This is a genomic window from Xanthomonas sp. D-109, from assembly GCF_017746095.1.
Classification (GTDB): domain Bacteria; phylum Pseudomonadota; class Gammaproteobacteria; order Xanthomonadales; family Xanthomonadaceae; genus Xanthomonas_A; species Xanthomonas_A sacchari.
Genome location: NZ_JAGHWV010000001.1, coordinates 341,469 through 363,351, shown reverse-complemented (window position 1 = coordinate 363,351; position 21,883 = coordinate 341,469). Strand labels below are relative to the sequence as shown.

20 protein-coding genes and 2 tRNA genes are annotated in these 21,883 nt (G+C 70.5%); 11 read left to right on the top strand and 11 right to left on the bottom strand.

Features of this window, described 5'->3' with window-relative positions; translation table 11 throughout:
- The first annotated feature begins 60 nt into the window (after positions 1 to 60).
- The 7 genes from J7357_RS01505 (at position 61) to J7357_RS01475 (ending at position 4,198) form a co-directional block, all read left to right on the top strand.
- Positions 61 to 435, top strand: a complete 375-nt coding sequence (locus tag J7357_RS01505) for a hypothetical protein (RefSeq protein WP_209244344.1) — start codon at positions 61 to 63, stop codon at positions 433 to 435.
- On the top strand, positions 422 to 1,273 hold the full coding sequence (locus tag J7357_RS01500; RefSeq protein WP_209244343.1) for a DUF692 domain-containing protein: 852 nt from the start codon (positions 422 to 424) through the stop codon (positions 1,271 to 1,273). The genes J7357_RS01505 and J7357_RS01500 overlap by 14 nt, the downstream gene beginning before the upstream one ends.
- Positions 1,270 to 2,016 carry a putative DNA-binding domain-containing protein gene (locus J7357_RS01495; protein WP_209244341.1) on the top strand — a complete coding sequence of 249 codons (747 nt, stop codon included), beginning with the start codon at positions 1,270 to 1,272 and terminating at the stop codon, positions 2,014 to 2,016. The genes J7357_RS01500 and J7357_RS01495 overlap by 4 nt, the downstream gene beginning before the upstream one ends.
- A gap of 41 nt (positions 2,017 to 2,057) precedes the next feature.
- Complete coding sequence (rnt, locus tag J7357_RS01490; RefSeq protein WP_010343983.1) at positions 2,058 to 2,711, top strand: ribonuclease T; 654 nt, start codon at positions 2,058 to 2,060, stop codon at positions 2,709 to 2,711.
- A gap of 105 nt (positions 2,712 to 2,816) precedes the next feature.
- Entirely contained in the window at positions 2,817 to 3,149 is a 333-nt protein-coding gene (locus tag J7357_RS01485) for a low molecular weight protein tyrosine phosphatase family protein (RefSeq protein WP_209244339.1), read from the top strand.
- Positions 3,150 to 3,243: 94 nt separating this feature from the next.
- Entirely contained in the window at positions 3,244 to 3,753 is a 510-nt protein-coding gene (locus J7357_RS01480) for a hypothetical protein (protein WP_209244338.1), read from the top strand.
- 16 nt (positions 3,754 to 3,769) lie between these two features.
- Positions 3,770 to 4,198, top strand: coding sequence for a hypothetical protein (locus J7357_RS01475; protein WP_209244337.1), 429 nt, complete (start codon positions 3,770 to 3,772; stop codon positions 4,196 to 4,198).
- Between the two features lie 69 nt (positions 4,199 to 4,267).
- Here the strand turns inward: J7357_RS01475 and J7357_RS01470 are convergent, their stop codons facing one another.
- The 5 genes from J7357_RS01470 to J7357_RS01450 all read right to left on the bottom strand — a co-directional run bounded on the left by J7357_RS01470 (position 4,268) and on the right by J7357_RS01450 (position 12,398).
- Positions 4,268 to 7,180, bottom strand: coding sequence for a two-component regulator propeller domain-containing protein (locus J7357_RS01470; protein ID WP_343237384.1), 2,913 nt, complete (start codon positions 7,178 to 7,180; stop codon positions 4,268 to 4,270).
- Between the two features lie 931 nt (positions 7,181 to 8,111).
- Positions 8,112 to 8,858 (bottom strand): 23S rRNA (guanosine(2251)-2'-O)-methyltransferase RlmB, encoded by a 747-nt coding sequence (rlmB, locus tag J7357_RS01465; protein ID WP_010343988.1) that lies wholly within the window; start codon positions 8,856 to 8,858, stop codon positions 8,112 to 8,114.
- Between the two features lie 339 nt (positions 8,859 to 9,197).
- Positions 9,198 to 9,668, bottom strand: coding sequence for a GFA family protein (locus J7357_RS01460; protein ID WP_209244334.1), 471 nt, complete (start codon positions 9,666 to 9,668; stop codon positions 9,198 to 9,200).
- A 66-nt stretch (positions 9,669 to 9,734) separates the two neighbouring features.
- Positions 9,735 to 12,173: a ribonuclease R gene (gene rnr, locus J7357_RS01455; protein ID WP_209244332.1), complete on the bottom strand. Its 2,439-nt coding sequence runs from the start codon at positions 12,171 to 12,173 to the stop codon at positions 9,735 to 9,737.
- 140 nt (positions 12,174 to 12,313) lie between these two features.
- A tRNA-Leu gene (locus J7357_RS01450) sits at positions 12,314 to 12,398 on the bottom strand.
- A 318-nt stretch (positions 12,399 to 12,716) separates the two neighbouring features.
- On the opposite strand from J7357_RS01450, the gene J7357_RS01445 reads away from it, so the two are divergent.
- Entirely contained in the window at positions 12,717 to 13,172 is a 456-nt protein-coding gene (locus J7357_RS01445) for a VirK family protein (protein ID WP_209244330.1), read from the top strand.
- Between the two features lie 93 nt (positions 13,173 to 13,265).
- A tRNA-Leu gene (locus tag J7357_RS01440) sits at positions 13,266 to 13,350 on the top strand.
- Between the two features lie 74 nt (positions 13,351 to 13,424).
- Here J7357_RS01440 and J7357_RS01435 read toward each other — a convergent pair.
- Positions 13,425 to 13,622, bottom strand: coding sequence for a hypothetical protein (locus J7357_RS01435; protein WP_010343993.1), 198 nt, complete (start codon positions 13,620 to 13,622; stop codon positions 13,425 to 13,427).
- A gap of 251 nt (positions 13,623 to 13,873) precedes the next feature.
- Here J7357_RS01435 and J7357_RS01430 point away from each other — a divergent pair, with 251 nt between their 5' ends.
- A complete protein-coding gene (locus J7357_RS01430; RefSeq protein ID WP_029562242.1) occupies positions 13,874 to 14,221 on the top strand; it encodes a helix-turn-helix transcriptional regulator in 348 nt (115 codons plus the stop codon).
- Positions 14,222 to 14,392: 171 nt separating this feature from the next.
- Here the strand turns inward: J7357_RS01430 and J7357_RS01425 are convergent, their stop codons facing one another.
- From J7357_RS01425 to J7357_RS01405, 5 genes are all read right to left on the bottom strand, one after another.
- Positions 14,393 to 15,925 carry a GDSL-type esterase/lipase family protein gene (locus J7357_RS01425; RefSeq protein WP_209244329.1) on the bottom strand — a complete coding sequence of 511 codons (1,533 nt, stop codon included), beginning with the start codon at positions 15,923 to 15,925 and terminating at the stop codon, positions 14,393 to 14,395.
- A 189-nt stretch (positions 15,926 to 16,114) separates the two neighbouring features.
- Entirely contained in the window at positions 16,115 to 17,692 is a 1,578-nt protein-coding gene (locus J7357_RS01420; protein ID WP_041500323.1) for a DHA2 family efflux MFS transporter permease subunit, read from the bottom strand.
- Positions 17,693 to 17,700: 8 nt separating this feature from the next.
- Positions 17,701 to 18,882 carry an efflux RND transporter periplasmic adaptor subunit gene (locus J7357_RS01415; RefSeq protein ID WP_209244327.1) on the bottom strand — a complete coding sequence of 394 codons (1,182 nt, stop codon included), beginning with the start codon at positions 18,880 to 18,882 and terminating at the stop codon, positions 17,701 to 17,703.
- Between the two features lie 10 nt (positions 18,883 to 18,892).
- Positions 18,893 to 20,377, bottom strand: a complete 1,485-nt coding sequence (locus J7357_RS01410; RefSeq protein WP_209244325.1) for an efflux transporter outer membrane subunit — start codon at positions 20,375 to 20,377, stop codon at positions 18,893 to 18,895.
- Between the two features lie 10 nt (positions 20,378 to 20,387).
- Positions 20,388 to 20,837: a MarR family transcriptional regulator gene (locus tag J7357_RS01405; RefSeq protein ID WP_209029804.1), complete on the bottom strand. Its 450-nt coding sequence runs from the start codon at positions 20,835 to 20,837 to the stop codon at positions 20,388 to 20,390.
- A 222-nt stretch (positions 20,838 to 21,059) separates the two neighbouring features.
- Between J7357_RS01405 and J7357_RS01400 the strand changes: the two genes are divergently transcribed.
- Positions 21,060 to 21,863: a helix-turn-helix transcriptional regulator gene (locus tag J7357_RS01400; RefSeq protein ID WP_209244875.1), complete on the top strand. Its 804-nt coding sequence runs from the start codon at positions 21,060 to 21,062 to the stop codon at positions 21,861 to 21,863.
- Positions 21,864 to 21,883: the final 20 nt, after the last annotated feature.

Below are 21,883 nucleotides of genomic sequence, written 5' to 3'. Positions count from 1 at the left end.
TAGGCTTGGCGCAGCGCCGGCCACCACGGCCGGCGTCCGCCCATCGCCAGGAGCCTGCGCATGTCCAACGCGTCCCGTTCGTCTTCTGTCCTCGTCGGTGCGGTCCTGCTCGGCGGGATCGGCCTGTCCACCTCCGCCCTGGCCATGACCGACCTCGCCCAGGGCTATGCGCTGGGCGCACAGGCTGCCGTCCCCCCGCCACAGGACACCGGATCGACCACGCCGGCAACGCCGACGCCCGCGCCGACGGCACACACCGGGCAGGCTGCCGACCCGGCCAAGGCCAGCGAAGGTGGCTGCGGCGCCAAGGCCGGCGACGGCAGCTGCGGTGCGCACGCCCCGGCGGCGACGCCGGCCAAGCCCGCGGCCAAGCACGACGACAAGGCCATGGCCGAAGGCAAGTGCGGCGAGGGCAAATGCGGTGGCAGCCTCTGAACCGAGGCCGCTGGCCGCGGCCAGTGCCGGCCTCGGACTGCGTCGCGGCCTGCTGCAGGACCTGCTGCAGGCGCCGGCGGATGCGTTCGACTTCCTCGAATGCGCGCCGGACAACTGGATCGGCGTCGGCGGCCGCCCCGGGGAATTGCTGCAGACGCTGAGCGCGCGCCATCCGCTCAGCTGCCACGGCCTGTCCTTGTCGCTGGGCGGCGTAGCGGCGCTGGACACCACCCTGCTGCAGCAGACCCGCCAGTTCCTCGACCGGCACCGGATCGCGTTGTACAGCGAACACCTCAGCTACAGCGCCGACGACGGCCAGCTCTACGAACTGCTGCCGCTGCCATTCACCGACGAGGCAGTGCGCCACGTCGGCGCGCGCATCGCCCAGGTGCAGGACATGCTGGGCCGGCGCATCGCGGTGGAGAACGTCTCCTACTACGCCGCCCCGGGCCAGGCGATGAGCGAAGCCGCGTTCGTGGCCGCGGTGCTGGACGAGGCCGATTGCGACCTGCTGCTGGACGTCAACAACGTGCACGTCAACGCCAGCAACCATGGCGACGACGCGCTGACCTTCCTCGCCGCCATGCCCAGCGCGCGCATCGCCTCCTACCACGTCGCCGGCCACCGCGACGATGCCGCCAGCGGGCTGAAGATCGACACCCACGCTGCGCCGGTGGCCGACCCGGTGTGGGACCTGCTCGCCGCCGCCTACCGCCTGCACGGCGTGCGCCCCACCGTGCTCGAGCGCGACGGCCAGTTCCCGCCGCTGCGCGAACTGCTGGACGAAGTGCAGTGCATCCGCACCACGCAGGCACACGCGCCGTCTTCGCCTGCATGAGCGAGACCCTGCGCGCGCAGCAATTCGCCCTGACCCGGCACCTGCGCGATCCGCAGCGCTACCAGGCGCCGGCAGATATACCGCCGCAGCGCCTGGCGGTGTATCGCGCCCTGTTCTTCGACAACCTGGCGCAGTTGCTGAGCGGCCAGTTCCCGGTGCTGCGCGCCACCCTTGGCGACGCCGACTGGACGGCGCTGCTGCGCGCGTTCTGCGCCGAGCACCGCGCCCGCACGCCGCTGTTCCCGCGCCTGGGCGAGGAACTGGTGGCGTTCCTGCAGCAGCGCGCAGCCGATCCGCAGCGTCCCTGGCTGGCCGAACTGGCGCATTACGAAACCGTGGAACTGCAGGTGCAGATCGACGACGCCGTGCTGCCGCCGCACGATCCGCGCGGTGACCTGCTCGACGGCATCCCGCTGCTGTCGCCGTGGCTGCGGCTGCTGCGCTACCGCTGGCCGGTGCAGCGCATCGGCCCGGCCTGGCAACCGGACACGGCCCCGGCGCAGCCGACCTGCCTGCTGGCGCGGCGCGAGCCCGACGGCCAGGTCCGCTTCGCCGAACTGGCGCCGCTGGCCTACGCCGTGCTGGCGGCGCTGCAGCCCGGCACGCGCAGCGGATGGGCGCTGCTGCTGGAGCTGGCCGCCGCGCACGGCCTTGCGCCGGACGCCCTGCTGCACGAGGGCGCGGCCCTGCTGGAACGGCTGCGCGCGCAGGGCAGCGTGCTCGGTACACGCCTGCCTGCGTAACGCCGCGGCGGCCGGCGGCCGCGCTCTGCTAACCTTGGCGGATGAACGATTCGGTCGACAGCCCCTCGCAACCCCTGGTCATCACCCCGATGTCGCGGCGTTTCCGCGGCTACCTGCCGGTGGTGGTGGACGTGGAAACCGGCGGTTTCGACTGGAACAAGCATGCGCTGCTGGAGATCGCGGTGGTGCCGATCGAGATGGACGATTTCGGCCAGCTGTATCCCGGCGTCACCGCCAGCGCGCACGTGGTGCCGGCGCCCGGCACCCTGATCGATCCCAAGTCGCTGGAAGTCACCGGCATCGTCCTGGACCACCCGTTCCGCTTCGCCAAGCCCGAGCGAGAGGCGCTGGACCACGTGTTCGCGCCGGTGCGCGCGGCGGTGAAGAAGTACGGGTGCCAGCGCGCCATCCTGGTCGGCCACAACGCCCATTTCGACCTCAACTTCCTCAACGCCACGGTCGCCCGCTGCGGCCACAAGCGCAATCCGTTCCACCCCTTCAGCGTATTCGACACCGTCACCCTGGCCGGCATCGCCTACGGCCAGACCGTGCTGGCGCGCGCGGTGCAGGCCGCCGGCTTCGACTGGAACGCCGCCGACGCGCACAGCGCGGTCTACGACACCGAGCAGACCGCGCGCCTGTTCTGCAAGATCGCCAACGCCTGGCCGGCGCCGCAGGTCGGCGTGGCGCCGTAGCAGAGGCATGTCTTGCACGAGACGCGCGCCGCCGTCGCGTTGGCCCGGCGGCATTGCGGCCGAACGCCCCGAGGTAGCGCCGCGCACTCGCCGGCAGCGGCTCGCATGACCCGCCACCTGCTGTTCGTCTGCAGCCGCAACCGGCTGCGCAGCCCCACCGCCGAACAGGTGTTCGCCACCTGGCCCGGCGTGGAAACCGCATCGGCCGGCGTCGACCACGACGCGGACACCCCGGTCACCCCGGAATTGCTGGAGTGGGCGGACATCGTCTTCGTCATGGAACCGATGCATCGCGCCAAGCTGTCGCGCCGCTTCAAGCGCCACCTCGGCCGCGCACGCATCGTCTGCCTCGACATCCCCGACGACTACGGCTACATGGATCCGGCGCTGGTGCAGGTGCTGACCGCGAAGGTGTCGCGGCACCTGCCTGCGCGCTGATCCTGGTCCTCGACCACCCTTCCGAGACACGCCGGCACACGTGCTACGCTCGCCGCCGCGCCGGCCAAGGCGCCTGTCCCAGGACGACCGCCTCATGCAAGCATGGAAGCGCCGAAGCATCGGCATTCTGGATATTGGCGGAGCCGGCGTGGGCATCATCGCCATCGTCAGCCAGTTTCCGAACCTGCGACAGCCAGCCGATTGGATCATTTGCGCCGCGTTCGTCGCGCTCTATGCCTGGGGCATCCACTGCGGCACGCAATTGCTGGAAGGTCGCCGCAACGCAGTGCACGCCAATCTGGCGTTCTGGCTGGCGCAGGTGCCGACCTTCAGCACGCCCCTGGTGAGCTACGTATTCAATTGCGGCTTCCACTTCACTGCTGGCGTGCAGTTCGCGCCGTTCAAGTTCGGCGCGAACTTCTTGTTCGGCAGCCGCTTCGCGTTCACCCTGTTTCCGTCGGAGACCGCGACGTTCTTCGGCCTGAATCTGTTTGCCCTGGCGGTCGTCTTCGTCCTTGCGCAACACCTGCGCCGCGGCGCCGACGCAACGACGGAAGCAGGCGCTGCGCCAGCACACGAGAGCGCGCATCATGGCGAGCCATGACGACAAATGCGCTCCAGTGAACAAAACCGACGCGATGGTCTTCCTGCGCGCGCAGCAACCGCTGCCAGACGACGACCAACTCACCCAGGACCTGATCGACGCCTACGACGCGGCGAGACGGCTGTTTGTCGCCGATCCCGATCGCGCCGCGCTCCCGCTGTTCCTGCGCTCCTTCGGCACCGGCGACGGCTGGGGCGTCTATCCGTTGGTCGAGGACGTGTTACATGCCTGCGACCGCAGCGACACCGTCGCCGCGATCCGCGAGGCGCTGGAAGATCCCACGCTGCCCGACGGGAGCCGCTACTGGGTCACGCAGCTGGCGGCGGCCTTTCCGGACTCGACCTTGCGCGAGGGCCTGGCGCAGTCGTTGCGGTCGGTGCATCCGGACATCCGTGAGGCAGCGGAGATGGCGTTGGAGATGCTGGATCGCCACGCCACACGCTGAACCGCGTGCGCCTGCGATGCACGCTGCAAGGTAGAACGACAGCACCGAGCGGCATGCCCGGACGCGTGCTCAGCCCACGCACACCCGATCGCGCCCCAGCCCCTTGGCGCGGTAAAGCGCCCCGTCGGCGCGCTCCAGCCACTGGCTCGGCGTCTCGTCCGCGCGCAATGCGACCAGGCCGCCGCTGAAGGTGACGCGCAGCGCCGGGGCCTCGGCTGCCCACTGCAGGCGCGCATGGAACAGGTCGCGCAGGCGCGTGGCCAGGCGCTCGGCCTCGGCCAACGGCGTGTCGCCGAGCAGGATCGCGAATTCTTCGCCGCCCAGGCGCGCCGGCAGGTCGGTGGTGCGGCAGGCGCCCAGCAGCAGTTGCCCGACCTCGCGCAGCACCGCATCGCCGGTGGCATGCGAGTAACCGTCGTTGATCTGCTTGAAGCGGTCGATGTCCATCACCAGCAGGCACAGCGGCGCGCCGCTGCGCTGCGCACGCTGCATGCTGCGCTCCAGCACCTCGTCGAAGTGCCGCCGGTTCGGCAAGCCGGTCAATGCGTCCTCGTGCGCCAAGCGCTCGAACGCGGTGGCCTGGCGCTGCAGTTCCGCCAGCAACTGGCTCTTTTCGGCATCGGCCTGCAGCAGGCGTTCGGTCTGCAGCCGCAGCGCGCTGGTGCGCCGCTCCACCAGCCGCTCCAGGCGCAGCGCGCGCCGCTTGTAGCGCGCGATCAGGTAGCGGTACAGCAGCACCAACGCCAGCACCAGCACCGCCACGGCCGCCGCATGCACGCTGTGCCGCTGCCACCACAGCGGCGCCACGCTGAAGCGCCACACCGCCTCGCGGGTGCTCCAGGCGCCGTCCGGATGCGCCGCGGCCACGTGCAGGGTGTAGTCGCCCGGCGGCAGGCCGATGAACTCCACGCTGCGCTGGTTGCCGCGGTCGATCCATCCGCTGTCCAGGCCGTCGAGGCGGGTGCGGTAGCGGATGCGCTCGGGCAGCAGATAGCTCAGGCCAACGTAAGACACGCTGATGCGCTTGGCGCCAGGAAGTTCCGTCCTGGTCTGCCACGGGAAGGGCTGACCGTCCAGCAACACGCTCTCGATCGCCGCCGGCGGCGGCAGGCGATCGCGAAAGCGCGCCAGGCGCCGCGGGTCGACCATGCTGACGCCGCCGGCGGTGACCAGCCACACCGTGCCGTCGTGGCGCAGGATCATCGACGGCCCGGAGCTGCCGTTGCCCTGCGCGTTGGACATGCCGTCGATCTCGTCGTAGCGGCTCACCTGCAGCCGCGGCTGGCGGCCGTCGGCGACCGCGTCCAGCGCCGCCGCGGTGGTGCGCAGAACGCCGCGGTTGCTGCTGATCCAGACGTTGCCGAGGCGGTCGCGGACCAGTTGGAACACCGTATCCACCGGCATGCCCTGCTCCAGTCCCACCCGTGCCAGTTGGCCATCGCGGTCGCGATGCAGGCCGCGATCGGTGGAGATCCACATGTCGCGGCCCAACGCCTGGAACCCGAACACGGTGCGCGCGCCGCCCAGCGGCTCCAGCGCCAGCGTCCGCACCCGGCCGCCGCGCAGCACCGCCGCGCCCTCCACAGAACCGATCCACAGCGCGCCGTCGACGCTGGCCAGCGCGGTGATCAGGCCGTGCGGCAGACCGGGCACGTCCGGCGCCGACAGCCGGTCGCCGTCGATGCGCCTCACCCCGCTGCGGGTGCCGATCCACACGGTGCCGGCGGCATCGACGCTGAGCGCGCGCACCTGCCCGCTGGGCAAGCCCTCGCGCGTCCCGTAGTGGCACACCACCCGACCATCGCGCAGGCGGAGCACGCCATCGGCATAGGTGCCGACCCACAGGTCGCCGTCGCTGCCGCGCGCCAGGCTCAGCACCGAGGGCGCATCGTGCAGCGCGACCGGGGCGATGCGGCCGTCCGGCGCCATCCGGTCCAGCCCGGCGGCGCTGCCGATCCACAGCGCGCCGTCCGGCGTCTCCAGCAGCGCGCGCACGTAGTCGCCGCTGAGTCCGTCGCGGCGGGTGTAGCCGGCGAACAGGGTCTCGCGCAGGCGGAACAGGCCGCCGTTGGCGCCGATCCAGATGCTGCCCTCGGCGTCCTGCAGCAGGCTGACGATGCGCCCGTTGGGCAGCACATCGCCCGGCAGCATGCGCTCGATGCCGTGCGCACTGATCCGCAGCAGCCCCTGGTTCTCGGTGCCGAGCCAGATCGCGCCATCGCGATCGCGCAGCATCGAGGTGAAATGGCCGTAGCCCGGCAGGTGCTGCACCAGCACCGCGCGCTCGCCCTGCATCCGGTACAGGTTCTCTCCCGCCACCAGCCACAGCGAGCCGTCCGGTGCCCGATACGGCCATGCCAGCCCGGGCGGCAGGCCGAACGCGGCCGGCGCGCGACGCAGCACGCCTTGCGGGTCGCGATACAGCAAGCCGTCGAGACTGCCGATCCAGACCCGCCCCTGGTCGTCGGCGGCCAGGTGCGGGAAGCTCGCCGCCAACGGCAGGTCGCGCGGCGCCGGCTGGTAATCGAAACGGCCGTCGGGCCACAGGCAGCCCAGGCCGTTGCCTTCGAACAGCAGCCACATGCGGCCGTCGCGGTCCTGGGTCATCGCGTGGATCAGCGCATGCGGCCAGCCCGGTGGCTGTCGCCAGAACCGCCAGTGGCCGGCGGGATCGTGGCGGCCGAGATTGCCGCGCGAATCGCTGAGCCACAGTGCGCCGGCACGGTCCACGTACAGCGAGCCGACCCCGTTGTCGGGCAGGCCCGGGCGGGTGCTGCGGTCGATGACGGTGAAGTCCAGGCCGTTGTAGCGCACCAGTCCTTCCCAGGTGGCGAACCACAGGCGGCCATCCGGGGTCTGCGCCAGATCGCGCAAGGAGTTGTGCGGCAGGCCGTTGCGCGAGGTCCAGGAATCGACGGCGTAATCGCGCAGCGGGGGCACGCCGTCTGCGGCGCCGTCGGCGGCAACCGCGCGCCACGCCACGCCCAGTACCAGCGACAGGATCAGCAACACCGGCCATGCAGGCGGCCACGCACGCCCGCGTTCGCGTACGAGCGCCGCTTCCCCCTTCCCCCTGGCGACGTTCACTGTCCCGACCCGATCCGACGCAGACGGGGCGCGACAGGACCCTGGCGCGGGGGGCCAGCGTCAAAGGGACGGGGGCGACGCAGACTCATTACCGGAACAGAACACGGGACGAGCGCCCATGGTAGGCAAAAATGCGGCGCTGCGGGTGCAGGCGCTAGCAGGCCGCCGAAAAAGAACGCGTGAAGATTGCGCGGCGGTTAAGCCGGGCTGTCCCTGGCAAGCGCAGCGCCCCCTTCTCCCACCGGAAGAAGGTGCCCCGCAGGGGCGGATGAGGGTACGGGCGCAGCCTGGGGAAACGTCGATTGCAGTGGCGGATGAGGGTGAAGGGCGAAAGCTTGGTGTCGCCCTGATGCGCGAGGGGCTTCGCCCCGCACCCTCACCCCAACCCCTCTCCCGGGGGGAGAGGGGCTCTGGTGCGACGCGCCTCCCTTCTCCCACCGGGAGAAGGTGCCCCGCAGGGGCGGATGAGGGTACGGGCGCAGCCTGGGGAAACGTCGATTGCAGCGGCGGTTGAGGGTAAAGGGCGAAGCTTTGCGTCGTCCTGATGCGCGAGGGGCTTCGCCCCGTACCCTCACCCCAACCCCTCTCGCGGGGGGAGAGGGGCTCTGTGCGACGCGCCTCCCTTCTCCCACCGGGAGAAGGTGCCCCGAAGGGGCGGATGAGGGTGCGGCGAAGCCTAGGGAAACGTCGATTGCAGTGGCGGATGAGGGTGAAGGGCGAAGCTTGGTGTCACCCTGATGCGGCGAAGGGCTTCGCCCCCGGACCCTCACCCCAACCCCTCCTTCTCCCGGGGGGAGAGGGGCTTTTGCTTCTGACGAAGGGGCGCTCAGCCCATGCGCTGCCGTACCGCCTCGAACAGGGTCACGCCGGCGGCGACGGAGACGTTGAGGCTCTCGATCTCGCCAGGCATCGGGATGCGGACCAGGCCGTCGCAATGCTCGCGGGTCAGCCGGCGCAGGCCGTCGGACTCGCCGCCCAGCACCAGCGCCACGTTGCCGCGCAGGTCCTGCGCGTACAGCGAGGTCTCGGCCTCGCCGGCCAGGCCGTAGATCCACACGCCCTGCTTCTGCAGGTCGCGCAGGCAGCGCGCGAGGTTGGTCACCGCCACGATCGGCAGGCGGTCGGCGGCGCCGGCCGAGGTCTTGCGCACGGTGGCGTTGACCGGCGCCGACTTGTCCTTGGGAATCACCACCGCCGTCACCCCGGCCGCGGCCGCGCTGCGCAGGCAGGCGCCAAGGTTGTGCGGGTCCTGCACGCCATCCAGCACCAGCAGCAGGGCGCGGCCTTCGGCGGCGCTGACCAGGCCTTCCAGCTCGTTCTCCGACCAGGTCCGCGCCGCGGCGTAGCGCGCGGCCACGCCCTGGTGGCGCACCGCGCCGCCGACGCCATCCAGCGCCTGCGTGTTCACCCGCCGCACGTCGATACCCTTGCGCCGCGCGTTCTCCTCGATCTCCTGCAGGCGCGGATTCTTGCTGCCCGCCTCCACCAGTACCTCGCGCACGTTGTCCGCGTCGTTCTCGATCGACGAGGCAACGGCATTGACGCCGACGATCCACTGGTTCTGCTTGCTCATGAGGCGGGACTACGCGAAAGGAAAGCGGGCATGGTAGGGGTTGTGGCCGCTGGCGTCATGCCTGAGGGGCCGGGATTGGGGATTGGGGATTCGGGATTGGCAGAAGCGGCTTGGCTGGGACGTTCTGCTTCCTGCGAGGCTCGCGGCATGCTGTCGCGGCCGCAGGGTCGCCGATGCAACGCCATCCAGACGGGTCGCGGCGCGGTTTTGTGGGAGGGACTTCAGTCCCGACGCGATGACGTCGGGCACACCGGCCCGCCGCTTGCCGCGACCGATTCCCGAGGTCGCCAGCGAGCTCCCAACGACGCTACGCGCGACGTCGGCACCGCCGGTCTTACCTCAAGCCGGCCAGTGCTCGGTGTCGTGATCCGGATGCTGGCGCGAAACGACGTCGGCCAGGAACGACGCAGCGGCCAGATCGCCTTCGGTGCGGATCGCCGACAGGCGATGCAGGTCGTCCACGAACGGCAGCTTCGCTTCGATGCCGTACTGGATGGTCGGCGGCAGCGCCTCCGGATGGTCGAAGGCGCCGGCGGCGATGGCGATGCCATCCGGGGCCTCGTAGGTCAGCGGCGTGCCGCAGTCGGCACAGAAGCCGCGCTGCACCACGTTGGACGAGGCGAAGCGCCTGGGCGTGCCACGGGTCCAGGTGAGTTCCGCGCCGCGGGTGGAGACCAGCGGCGCGTAGTAGGCGCCAAACGCCTTCTGGCACATCCGGCAATGGCAGATCGAGGCGTCGTGCAGGCGCCCACGTACCCGGAAGCGCACCGCCCCGCACTGGCAACCGCCGCTGTAATGGTCCTGCTCCATGGCCACTCCTCCCGTGCATGCGGGGCGGCGCAGCGGCGGTCGTCACGACCGCCGCGACGCACGCCGTCAGTACTTCTTTTTCTTGCGCTTGGCCGGCTGCCCACGCGGCGGCGGCGGCGGCAACTCGTCGTGCGCCGATGAGCCCTCCTCGACCAGCCGGAAGTCGATCTTGCGCTCTTCCATGCTCGCCTTCAGCACCACGATACGCACGCGGTCGCCCAGGCGGAACTCGCGCCCGCGGCGCTCGCCGGTCAGGGTCTTGCGGGTGGCGTCGAACTGGTAATAGTCCTGCGGCAACTGGGTCACGTGGATCAGGCCGTTGACCTTGGACTGGTCCAGCTCGACGAACAGGCCGAAGCTGGTCACGCCGCTGACCACGCCGTCGAACTGCCCGCCGACATGCTTCTCCATCCACGCGGCGCGATAACGCTCGTCGACCTCGCGCTCGGCCTCGTCGGCGCGGCGCTCGCGCTCGGAGCACTGCAACGCCAGCGCCGCCATCGCGCGCGGCGCGTACAGGTACTTGTCCGGCGCGCCGCGGGTCAGCGCGTACTTGATCGCACGGTGCACCAGCAGATCCGGATAGCGGCGGATCGGCGAGGTGAAGTGCGCGTAGGCCTCCAGCGCCAGGCCGAAGTGACCGGCGTTGTCGGGCGAGTAGACGGCCATGCTCTGGCTGCGCAGCAGCACCGATTCGAGCAACGCCGCGTCCGGGCGCTCGCGCACCTTCTTCAGCAGCCTGGTGTAGTCGCCCGGCACCACCTTGCTCCACGCCGGCAGGCTCAGCTTGAACTCCTTGAGGAACTCCAGCAGGTCGGCGTACTTGGATTCCGGCGGGCGCTCGTGCACGCGGAACGGGGCCGGAACATGCGTCTCCAGCAGGTAGCGCGCCGCGGCCACGTTGGCGGCGATCATGCATTCCTCGATCAGCTTGTGCGCGTCGTTGCGCACCAGCATGCCGGCCTGGGTCACCTCGCCGGTGTTGTCGAGCACGAAGCGCACTTCCGCGGTCTCGAACTCGATGGCGCCGCGGCGCGCGCGCGCCTTGGCCAGGATCTGGTACAGCTGGTGCAGCCGCTCCAGCTGCGGCAGCACCGCCGCCACGTCCTTGCGCACCTGTTCGTCCTTCTCGCCCACCGCCTGCCACACCTGTTCGTAGGTGAGCCGCGCGTGCGAGTTCATCACCGCCTCGTAGAAGCGCGCACCGGCCACCTCGCCCTGGCGATCGATCTGCATGTCGCAGACGAAGCACATGCGGTCGACCTTGGGGTTGAGCGAGCAGATGCCGTTGGACAGCGTCTCCGGCAGCATCGGCACCACGAAGCCGGGGAAATACACCGAGGTCGCACGCTTGACCGCCTCGGTATCCAGCGGCGTGCCCGGACGCACGTAGTGCGACACGTCGGCGATCGCCACCACCAGGCGGAACCCGTCGGCGTTGGGCTCGCAGAACACCGCGTCGTCGAAGTCCTTGGCGTCGGCACCGTCGATGGTCACCAGCGGCGTCTGCCGCAGGTCCACGCGGCCCTTGATCGCCGCCGGTTCCACCGTCAGCGGCACCGCCGCGGCTTCGTCCAGCACCTCTTGCGGGAACTCGTAGGGCAGCTCGTGGCCGTGGATCGCCGCTTCCACCAGCAGCGACGGGGTCAGCTTGTCGCCCAGCACGGCGATGATCTTGCCGATCGGCGGGCGCCGCGCATCCGGCGCGGAGGTGAGTTCGCACACCACCAGTTGCCCGTCGCGGGCCTCGCCGACGGCGTCGGCGGGGATCTGCACGTTGCGCTGGATGCGCTTGTCGTCGGGCACCACGAAGGCGATGCCCGCTTCCAGGCTGAAGCGACCGATCATCCGGGTCAGGCCGCGCTCGAGCACGCGCGCGATGCTGCCTTCGCGGCGGCCGCGGCGGTCGATGCCGGTGACGTTGGCCAGGGCGCGGTCGCCGTGCAGCACCTTGCGCATCTCGTACGGCGGCAGGAACAGGTCGTCGCCGCCCTCGTCCGGGCGCAGGAAGCCGAAGCCATCGGGATTGGCGATCACCACGCCGGGGATCAGGTTGGTCTGCTGCAGCGGCGCATAGCCGCCACGGCGGTTCTGCACCAGTTGCGCCTCGCGCAGCATCGCGCCCAGGCGCTTGCTCAGCGCTTCCTTGCGCGTCGGCTCGGTCAGGCCGAGCTGTTCGGCCAGTTCGTCCAGGGTCTGTGGGCCGTCGCAGCGTTCGAGCAATTGCAGGATCGCCTCGCGGCTGGCGATCGGCTGCGCATAGCGCTCGGCCTCGCGCGCGGCGTAGGGGTCCTGGATCGGCGCGGCGGCCGGGGGTGCGGCCTCAGGGGTGCCACCCCGCGGCGGTGACGGCGGGTGCAGCGGTTGCAGCGGCGGCTTGGGGCCGCGGCGCAGGAAGCTGGGCATCCAGGCGGGCAGACGCGATTTCTTCGGCGTGTCGGGGGTGGAAGCGTCGCTGGAGGCGGATTTGCCGGGCTTGCCGGACTTGCTTTTGCGGGTTGTCATCCGGGCATGGTACTCCCATGCGGGTGGTCACCACCCGAACCTGGCGGTACGAGCCCCGCGAGCGCGCCCCCCAGAAACGACGAAGCCCGCGTCAGCGGGCCGGTCGGTGCGAGAGTTCAGCGCTCTCGCGGTCTTGCTTTTGGTGCCCAGGAGAGGACTCGAACCTCCACGGTTTTACCCGCTAGTACCTGAAACTAGTGCGTCTACCAATTCCGCCACCTGGGCGCTGAAGGCCGCGAATTCTGCGGTGCCGGCGCGACCTTGTCAACGCCTATTTCGCATCCGCTCGCGATCGCCTGCGCCGATGCCACGACCCCATCGGGGCAAGCAGCCGCACCGCGCGCGCGTCGGCGGCGCACGCATTCGGCGGAAAGCCGCATGAGCACTGCGGATTCCGACACGGCGCTGTCACAAGCGGACCCGCTTCGAAGATCCGGCGTGACGGCAGCGGAAGTTCGCGATTTTGTCGGTTGACCCGGTTCGGCGCCCCGCTAGTTTGCATCCGGCAATCCGTCGCCCTCCCCCACGCTCCGGAGCATCCCCATGCACAGCCTGTCCGCCGCCCTGCTCGCCGCCGCCCTGTTCGCCAGCGCCACCAGCGCCTCCGCCGCCACCGCCGGCGCCGACGACGCCACGCTCAATTCCCTCACCGAGATCCAGCGCGCCCTGGACAGCGGCGCCTCGGTCGCCGTGGCGCTCGACCTGAGCCAGTGCACGCCCACTTCCGGCGGCGCCACGCCCAGCCAGACCCGCGGCGGCCTGCGCATCGGCGCCTACCGCGTCACCGCCGACGGCACCCTGTCCTTCGCCGACGAGCACGTGACCGTCGGCCGCGACGGCAAGCCGATCCAGCAGTTCCTGCGCTACCAGGTGCATCCGGACAACAGCATCGACTTCACCATGTTCGTGTTCGCCCTGCCCAGCTACCAGCAGACCGGCAGCACCCTCGGCTATCGCTGCGCGATCAACCAGGGCCTGCGCTTCAACGTCGGTTACTGACGTTGCGATCGATTGCACGACAGCGGCGCAACGCCGCTGTCGCAAAGCGCTTGACAGCGTCCGCCGCCACGCGCACAATTCTCGTTCTGAGTTGCCCAGGTGGCGGAATTGGTAGACGCACTAGTTTCAGGTACTAGCGGGTAAAACCGTGGAGGTTCGAGTCCTCTCCTGGGCACCACGACCGACAGGTCGAGCATGATCTCAAAACCCGCTTCGGCGGGTTTTTTGTTGGCTGCATGCAGGCCGCGACGCTTAGCGCTGCGGCGGACGCAACGGACCGATGTCCACACGCACGCCCTTCACCCACACCGCCACCTTGTAGGCACGGTAGCCCGGGTTGTGGCGCTCGGCCGCACGCGCGGCCAGGTAGGCATTGGCGGCATGTACCAGCACCTGCAAGGACGGCTCCAGTTGCGCGACGCGCCGGAGTCTCACTTCGTAGGTGGCCATGCGCCCTCCCCCACGCACCGGCGGGCGCCGTGTCGTGCCGCTGTCGGCCGGCACATCGCGGCGGCGCACCGCTGTGCCGACACCCTCGTGTCCATGACGTCCTTGTGCTGCATGCGCATCCTCGCGCGTCCGTGCGTTCCGCACCGCGTGAGTATTGTATTTCCGAACAATTCGAGTCAAGCGCAGCTGTACGACAAGCCGGCGGATGCTCCATATCTTGGTAGGCCCGCCGTCCCCCAAGGCCCACCGCGATGAATAGCTTCGGCGAGCGCTTGCGCGAAGCCAGAAGAGCCGCAGGGCTCACCCAGGAGCAGTTGGGCTTCGCGCTGGACGTCACCAAGTCGTCGGTCTCGGCCTGGGAGAACGACCGCGAAACGCCCAGCTTCCGCCTGCTGCCGACGCTGCGCAGCGTGCTGAACCGCTCGCTCGACGAGCTGGTGTGCGGCGTGGGCCCGGGCAAGCGCGTGCAGGACCTGCCTTCCGACTATCCGTTGCTGGCGCAGGATGCGCAGGAACGCGCACTGCTGGCGCGCTATCGCAACGCGCCGCCGGGCCACCGCGAAGCGGTACTGCAACTGCTCAAGCCCAGCAGCGGCTGAGGTCGCACTCGCGGCCGTTGCCCTCGCGTAATGCCGGAAAGCCACGCGCAGGCGCGGCTTCAGCCGCGACGAGGCGCGTCGGTAGTGCCTCGTCGCGGCTGAAGCCGCTCCTACCAGAGCAACGACATCTGCCGCCGAGTGGCAGCAAAAGCGCGCCGTTCGACGCGACCTTCAGCCGCCGACGCCGATCTCGCGCAAGGCGTCGCCCCAGATGCGGTAGCCGGCTTCGCTGGGATGGGTGCTGTCCGGCATCAGTGCCGCCGGCAGCGTGCCGTCCGGCTGCAGGAACCGCGCGCCGATGTCGAGCCAGCGCACCTGCGGATCGTGGCCGAAGCGCGCGGCCAGCAGGCGGTTGGTCTGCAGGATCGGCGCGCGCTGCGGCGCATCGGCGGCGAAGCCGCGCGGGAAGATGCCCATCAGCACGATCCGACTGCGCGGCAGGCGTCGCCGGACCTCGGCGACCACCGCGGCGACGCCGTCGGCGGTCTCCTGCGGCGTGTTGGCGCGCGCATGCTCAGTGCCGGTGAGATTGTTGGTGCCGAGGTTGATCACCACCCAGCGCGGCGCCAGGCCATCGACCTCGCCCTGGCGCAGCCGCCACAGCACGTTCTGGGTGCGATCCCAGCCGAAGCCCAGGTTCAGCACGCGCGCACCACCGAAGGTGCGCTGCCAGGCCTGCGCGCCGTTCACCCTGATCGCCTGCGGCGCGCCCGCCCAGAAATGCGTGATCGAGTCGCCGAGCATCACCACCTGCGGCTGCAGCTGGCGCGCGGCATCCAGCGCGGCATGGTGGCGGCCGTACCAGTCGTAGGAATCCTGCTCCAGCCAGGGCACCGCGATGCGCGCGGTGTCGACGTCGGTCATCGCCTCCAGCGGCACCCGTGGCGCCTCGTCGAGCAGCCGCGCCAGGGTCGGCTCGATGGCCTCGGCCATGCGCCGCTGCCCGCGCGTGTCCGGATGCAGCGCGCCGCTGCCCGGCCGCTGCCGCGGATCGTAGAACAGGCCCTGATCCAGCGTGCCGTCCGCGCGCTGGAACGCGGTGCCGATGTCCAGGTAATTCACCCGCGGGTTGTCGCCGTAGCGCACCGCCAGTGCGCGATTGACCTCGGCATCGCGTGCGCTCTTATGCGCCGACAGCGCACTGGGCAGCAGGCCCAGCAACAGGATGCGCGTGTGCGGCAGGCGCTGCTCCAGCGTGGCGACCACCGCCTCGATGCCGCGCACCGTATCCGCCGCGCCCTGCCCCTCGTGGCCGGTGTTGTTGGTGCCGATCAGCACCAGCGCGACCTTGGGCCGCAGGCCATCGACTTCGCCGTGCTGCAGGCGCCACAGCACGTGCTCGGTGGCGTCGCCGCTGAAGCCGAGGTTCAGTGCGCCACGGCTGCCGTAGAAGGTCTGCCAGGTCGGCTGGAAGTCCTGGTCCGGCGCCTGCGCCTTTTCGTAGTTCTGGGTGATCGAATCGCCGATCAGCAGCAGCGGCGCCTCCGGCTGCGCACGCACCTGCGCCAGCACCTGCTGGTGGCGCTCGGCCCACCAGACCTCGTGCAGGCGATCGGCCGGGGTCACCGGCACCGGTGAAGCGGCCGGCGGCGCCGCGGCCTGCGCATGCGCCGGAGGCGCGCCGAGACACAGCAGCGCGAAGACGGTCGCGCCTGCAGACGCGGTGACGAAGCGGGCGCCGAGGGCGCGGAGAAGACGCTGCATGGGCGGGGCTGCCGAAGCCTGCGGAGCGCCGATTCTGGTGCGCGGGCCGCGGCGGCGGCAAGCGGCGCGACACCGGAGCGCGACGCCGGGCACGCAGGTCGCGTCGCGGCGGCGTGCCGGGACGACACGCCGCCGCACAAGGGACACTGCATGACCGGCCGGCGAACGACGGCGCCGGCCGTGACGGCCTCAGTGGCCGCCGGCGGCCGCCGCGCCGCCACCGCCGCCGAACGGCGGCTTGGCCAGCCACAGGAAGAAGATGATCCCGAGGAAGGTCCAGCCCAGCAGATAGAAGATGTCGTTGAAGCCCATCTGCGAGGCCTGGTGGTTGATGGTGTTGTTGAGCAGCGCCGCGCCGTTCTGCAGGCTGCCGTTGCCCATCATCTGCACCTGTTCCTGCATGCCCGGCGTGTAGGTGGAAATGTGTTCGGTCAGGTGCGCATGGTGCAGCTGCGTGCGCTTGGCCCACAGGTAGGTGGTCAGCGAGGCGGCGAAGCTGCCGCCCAGCGTGCGCAGGAACGTGGCCAGGCCGGAACCGGCGGCGATCTCGCGCCCGTCCAGGTCCGACAGCAGGATCTGCAGCACCGGCATGAAGAACAGCGCCACGCCCACGCCCATCAGCAACTGCACGCCGGCCACGTGCGGGAAATCCACCTGCAGGTTGAAGTCCGAGCGCATGAAGCTGGTGGTGGCCATGAAGATGAAGGCGATGCTGGCCAGCAGCCGCAGGTCGAAGCGCGAGGCGTACTTGCCGACGAACGGGGTCATGATCACCGGCAGGATGCCGATCGGCGCGGTGGCCAGGCCGGCCCAGATCGCGGTGTAGCCCATGTCGCGCTGCAGCCACTGCGGGATCAGCAGCGACACGCTGAAGAACGCCGCATAGGCCACGATCAGCGCCATGGTGCCGGCGCGGAAGTTGCGGTGGCGGAACAGGCGCAGGTCGACGATCGGATCCTTGTCGGTCAGTTCCCAGATCAGGAACACCGCCAGCGCCACCGCCGAGATCGCGGCCAGCACGACGATCTTGGTCGAATTGAACCAGTCCTCGTCGTTGCCCAGGTCCAGCACCACCTGCAGGCAGCCCACGCCGATGATCAGGGTGATCAGGCCGACGTAGTCCATGCGCGGGCGCTCGGTCGGCTCGGGACGGTCGCGCAACTGCGAGCCGACCACGGTCGCGGCGATGATGCCCAGCGGCACGTTGATCAGGAAGATCCATTCCCAGCTGTAGTTGTCGGTGATCCAGCCGCCGAGGATCGGCCCGGCGATGGGCGCGACCACGGTGATCATCGCCAGCAGCGCCAGCGCCTGGCCGCGTTTCTCGCGCGGGTAGATCGACACCAGCAGGCTCTGGGTGATCGGGTACATCGGGCCGCAGACGAAGCCCTGCAGCGCGCGCGACACCACCAGCATGCCCATGCTCTGGGCCAGGCCGCACAGCAGCGAGGCCGCGGTGAAGGCCAGCGTGGCCCACACGAACAGCTTGGTCTCGCCGAAGCGGCGGCTGAGGAAGCCGGTCAGCGGCAGCGCGATGGCGTTGCTGACCGCGAACGAGGTGATGACCCAGGTGGCCTGCTGCGAACTGGCGCCGAGGTTGCCGGCGATGGTGGGCAGCGACACGTTGGCGATGGTGGTGTCGAGCACCTGCATGAACGAGGCCATCGCCAGGCCCACCGTGCACAACGCCACACTGGCCGGGCGGAACCCGGCGGCCGGTGCGCCCGGAGCCCCGGGCGCGGCGGGAGCGGCAGCTTGGTTGGACATGACCGGGCTCAGTTCGCCTTGGCGGCGTCGGGCAGGTTGGCGTGGATGATCTGCTTCACGGCCGCGTCGGCCTGCTGCAGCTGCTGCGCATAGACGTCGGTATCCAGCAGCGTGCCGCTGGCCGGCTTGGTGGGCAGCACCCCGCCGTTCTGGTCATGCAGGTTGACGTCGGCCTTCATCGACAGGCCGATGCGCAGCGGGTGCTGCTCCAGTTGCTTGGCGTCGATGGCGATGCGCACCGGCACGCGCTGCACGATCTTGATCCAGTTGCCGCTGGCGTTCTGCGCCGGCAGCAGCGAGAACGCGCTGCCGGTACCGATGCCCAGGCTCTGCACGGTGCCGCGGTAGGTCACCGCGCTTCCGTACACGTCCGACTCCAGCTCCACCGGCTGGCCCAGGCGCATGTGCTTGAGCTGGGTTTCCTTGAAGTTGGCGTCCACCCACACCTGGTTCAGCGGCACCACCGCCATCAGCGCGGTGCCGGGCTGCACGCGCTGGCCGACCTGCACCGAGCGTCGTGCCACGTAGCCGGACACCGGCGCGACGATGGCGCTGCGGGCGTTGTTGAGGAAGGCCTGGCGCACCTGCGCGGCGGCGCCCTGCACGTCGGGCTGGTCGGCCACGCCGTTCTCGTCGATCAAGGCGCGGTTGCGCGCCAGGGTCTCGCGCGAGCCGCTGACCGCGGCCTCGGCGGCGGCCAGTTGGTCGCGGGCATGCGCCAGCTCTTCGGCGGAGATCGCGCCGGTGGCGACCAGGCTGGCGCGGCGGGCGACGTCGGCGCGGGCGCGCTGCAGGGTCACCTGCTGCGCGGACAGTTCGGCCTGGGCGCCCTCGACCGAGCGGTACAGACCGCGCACCTGGCGCACGGTGCGCGCCAGATTGGCCTCGGCCTGCTGCAGCGCGACCTCGGTATCGGCCGGGTCGAGCTTGACCAGCGGCTGGCCGCGCTCCACGCGCATGCCGTCGTCGGCGTCGATGCGCACCACGGTGCCGGCCACCATCGGGGTGATCTGCACCAGGTTGCCCTGCACGTAGGCGTCGTCGGTGTCCTCGTGCCAGCGGCCGACCAGGAAGTACCAGATCGCCAGCGCGATCAGCACCAGCACCACTACCACGGCCAGGCCGCGCAGCAGCTTGCCGCGCCGGCTGGGGGCGGGAGCGGAGGAAGCGGGGGTCGTTGTCTGATTCATTGCAGCGATCTCAGGAATGCGAAGGTGCGGAAGAAGAGCTCGGCGCGTCGGCGGCGGAGGTGGCGTCGTAGCCGCCGCCCAGCGCCTGATTCAGGCGCACCGAGACCAGGATCTGATTGGCTTGCAGGGACGCCAGGCGCTGCTGCGCGTCGAGCAACTGCTGCTGCGCGCTGAGCACGTCCAGGTAGTTGCCGATGCCGGCGCGGTAGCGCTGCTGCGACAGGTCGAAGGCGGCCTGCGCGGTCTCCAGCGCCTGCGCCTGCTGCTGCGCCTGCTCGGCCAGCGAGCGCGCCGCGTTGACCTGGTCGGCCACCTCGCGCAGCGCCGCCACCAGGGTCTGGTTGTAGTTGGCCACCGCCAGGTCGTACTGCGCGTCGCGCTCGGCCAGCTGGCTGCGCAGCCGCCCGCTGTCGAACAGCGGCAGGCTCACGCCCGGGCTGAGCAGGCCCAGCACCGAGGAACTCTTGAACAGGTCGTCCGGGTTGGTGGCGGCGACGCCACCCAGCAGGCTCAGGTTGATGCTGGGATAGAACTGCGCCTTGGCCGCATGGATGCCCTGCGAGGCGGCTTCCACGCGCCAGCGCGCGGCGACCACGTCGGGCCGGCGGCCGAGCAGGTCGCTGGGCAGCACCGACGGCACCCGCGCGGCCTGCGGGTCGAGCAGGCGCGGCCGCTCGATCTGCAGCCCGCGGTCCGGGCCGCGGCCGAGCAAGGCCGCCAGCGCGGTGCGCGCTTCGTCGATCTGCTGCTGCGCGGCGGCCTGCTGCTGGCGCGCCGCCGGCACCCGCGACTCGGCCTGGCGCAGTTGCAGGTTGCTGTCGATGCCGGCATCGCGACGCTGCCGCACCAGCTTCAGGCTGTTCTCCGAGCGCGCCAGTTCGGCGCCGGCCAGGTCGTACAGATGCCAGGCGTAGCCCAGCTGCGCGTAGGCACGGGCGACGCCGGCCGACAGGTCCAGGCGCGCGGCCTGCGCGTCGACCTCGGCCGCATGCGCCTGGTCCACCGCCGCCTCCCACGACGCGCGCTTGCCGCCCCACAGGTCGAAGCCGTAGCTGAAGTTCAGCAGCGCCTGTTCGTTGTGGATGTACTTGCCGCCGATCTCGTCGCCGACCAGGCCCTTGGGCAGTTGCAGGCCGGTGTAGCCGGCCGACAGCGACAGCTTGGCGCCGCGGTCGGCGTCGGCCGCGCCGGCCTGCGCCTGCGCCAGGCGCAGCCGCGCATCGGCGGCGTCCAGGCTGGGCGTGCCCTGCAGGGCTTCGGCGATCAGCGCGTCGAGCTGCGGATCGCCCAGCGCCTTCCACCAGTCCTGCTGCGGCCACGGTGCCGGCGCCAGGGCGTCGGCGGCCAGGGTCTTGTCGATGTGCAACTGGCGGTCGGCATCGAGTCGGCGCCCCTGCGGTTCCAGGCCACGGCTGCTGGCGCAGGCCGCCAGCGCCAGGGTGAGGGCCGCGACCGCGAATGGACGCAGGCGGGAAGGAGAAGAAGACAGAGTCATGTGGGCGGGTTCAGTGCGAATTGAGGGAGTCGCGGACGCGGGCCAACAACGAGAACAGCTGCTCGCGCTCTTCGGCGGACAGATCGCGCAGCGCGTCGGCGATGGCGTCGTCGCCGCGCTGCTTGAGTTGCTGCCACAGCGCGCGGCCGTCGTCGGTGAGCACGATCTGCAGCGCGCGGCGGTCCTGCGCATGCGCCTCGCGGCGCACCCAGCCCAGGTCTTCCAGCTTGTCCAGCAGGCGCGTCACCGCGCTGGGGTTCTGGTCGATGGCCTGGGCCAGTTCGTTGGCGGTGCATGGCGCCATGTAGGCCAGGGCCTTCATGCCGAGGTAGTGGCTGAAGCCCAGGTCCGGCTCCAGCCCGGTCATGGCCTGGTCGAGCCGGCGCATCAGGCCGTCACGCACCTGGCGCAGGAGCAGGCCGAACGAGGGCGGGCCAGGCAGGGAGGGAGCGCAGTTCATGGGCGCCTATTATTTTCATTTAGAAATATATGTCAAGAAAATATCCCCATGGAAATTAGATGCTGCGTTGCAAAAGGAGAACGCTGTCGGGGAGCGCACTGTAGCGGCGGGCGGCCGTGGCTCGGTATTACAATCCGGACAATGGATATCGAAATCGCGCCAACCACGTCTGCCATCGCCGCGCCCGCGGTCGCTTCCGAGAGCGCCCTGGATCCGCGCGCCATGGAGTGGTTCGAACGTGCCGACGGCCCGCCGGCGCTGGCGTTCATGGCGCATTCGCCGGTATCGCTGCGACGCGAGGTGGACTGGCACCGCCACGTACGCGGCCAGTTGATCTACGTGGAGGACGGCGTGCTGGGCACGCGTACCGCGCACGGCCAGTGGTCGCTGCCGCCGGGCTGCGCCGGCTGGATGCCGCCGCAGGAACTGCATACCGTGCAGGTGTCCGGCCGGGTGCGCAGCTACCTGGTGCTGATCCGTCCCGACGTCTGCACCGACCTTCCGCCGCGGGCCTGCGTGATCGGCATGAACGGCCTGTTCCGTGAGGTGCTGCGGCGGATGACCCAGTGGGGTGTGCCGCCGGCACTGGAGGCCGAGCAGCAGCGCCTGTGCGCGGTGTTGCTGGACGAGGTGCGCAACGCCCCGGTCGAGCACCTGCACCTGCCGATGCCGCGCGACCGGCGCCTGCTGCGCATCGCCACCCAGTTGCTGGAGACCCCTGCCGACGACCGCTCGCTGGCGCAGTGGGCGCACTGGGCCGGGCTGTCGCCGCGCAGCCTGAGCCGGCACTTCCGCGACGAGACCGGGTTCGGCTTCGCCGGCTGGCGCCAGCAGGCGCGGCTGGCCGAGGCGCTGCGCCGGCTCAGCGACGGCGCCAGCGTCGCCGACACCGCCTTCCGCCTGGGCTACAGCAGCCCCAGCGCCTTCGTCACCGCCTTTCGCGGCCGCTTCGGTCATCCTCCGGCCCGTTACCTGGCCAGCGCCGGCGGTACGCGCGGCTTGGCATCGCCAGCCGCATCCGGATAATCGACCGGCTGACCTGCGGC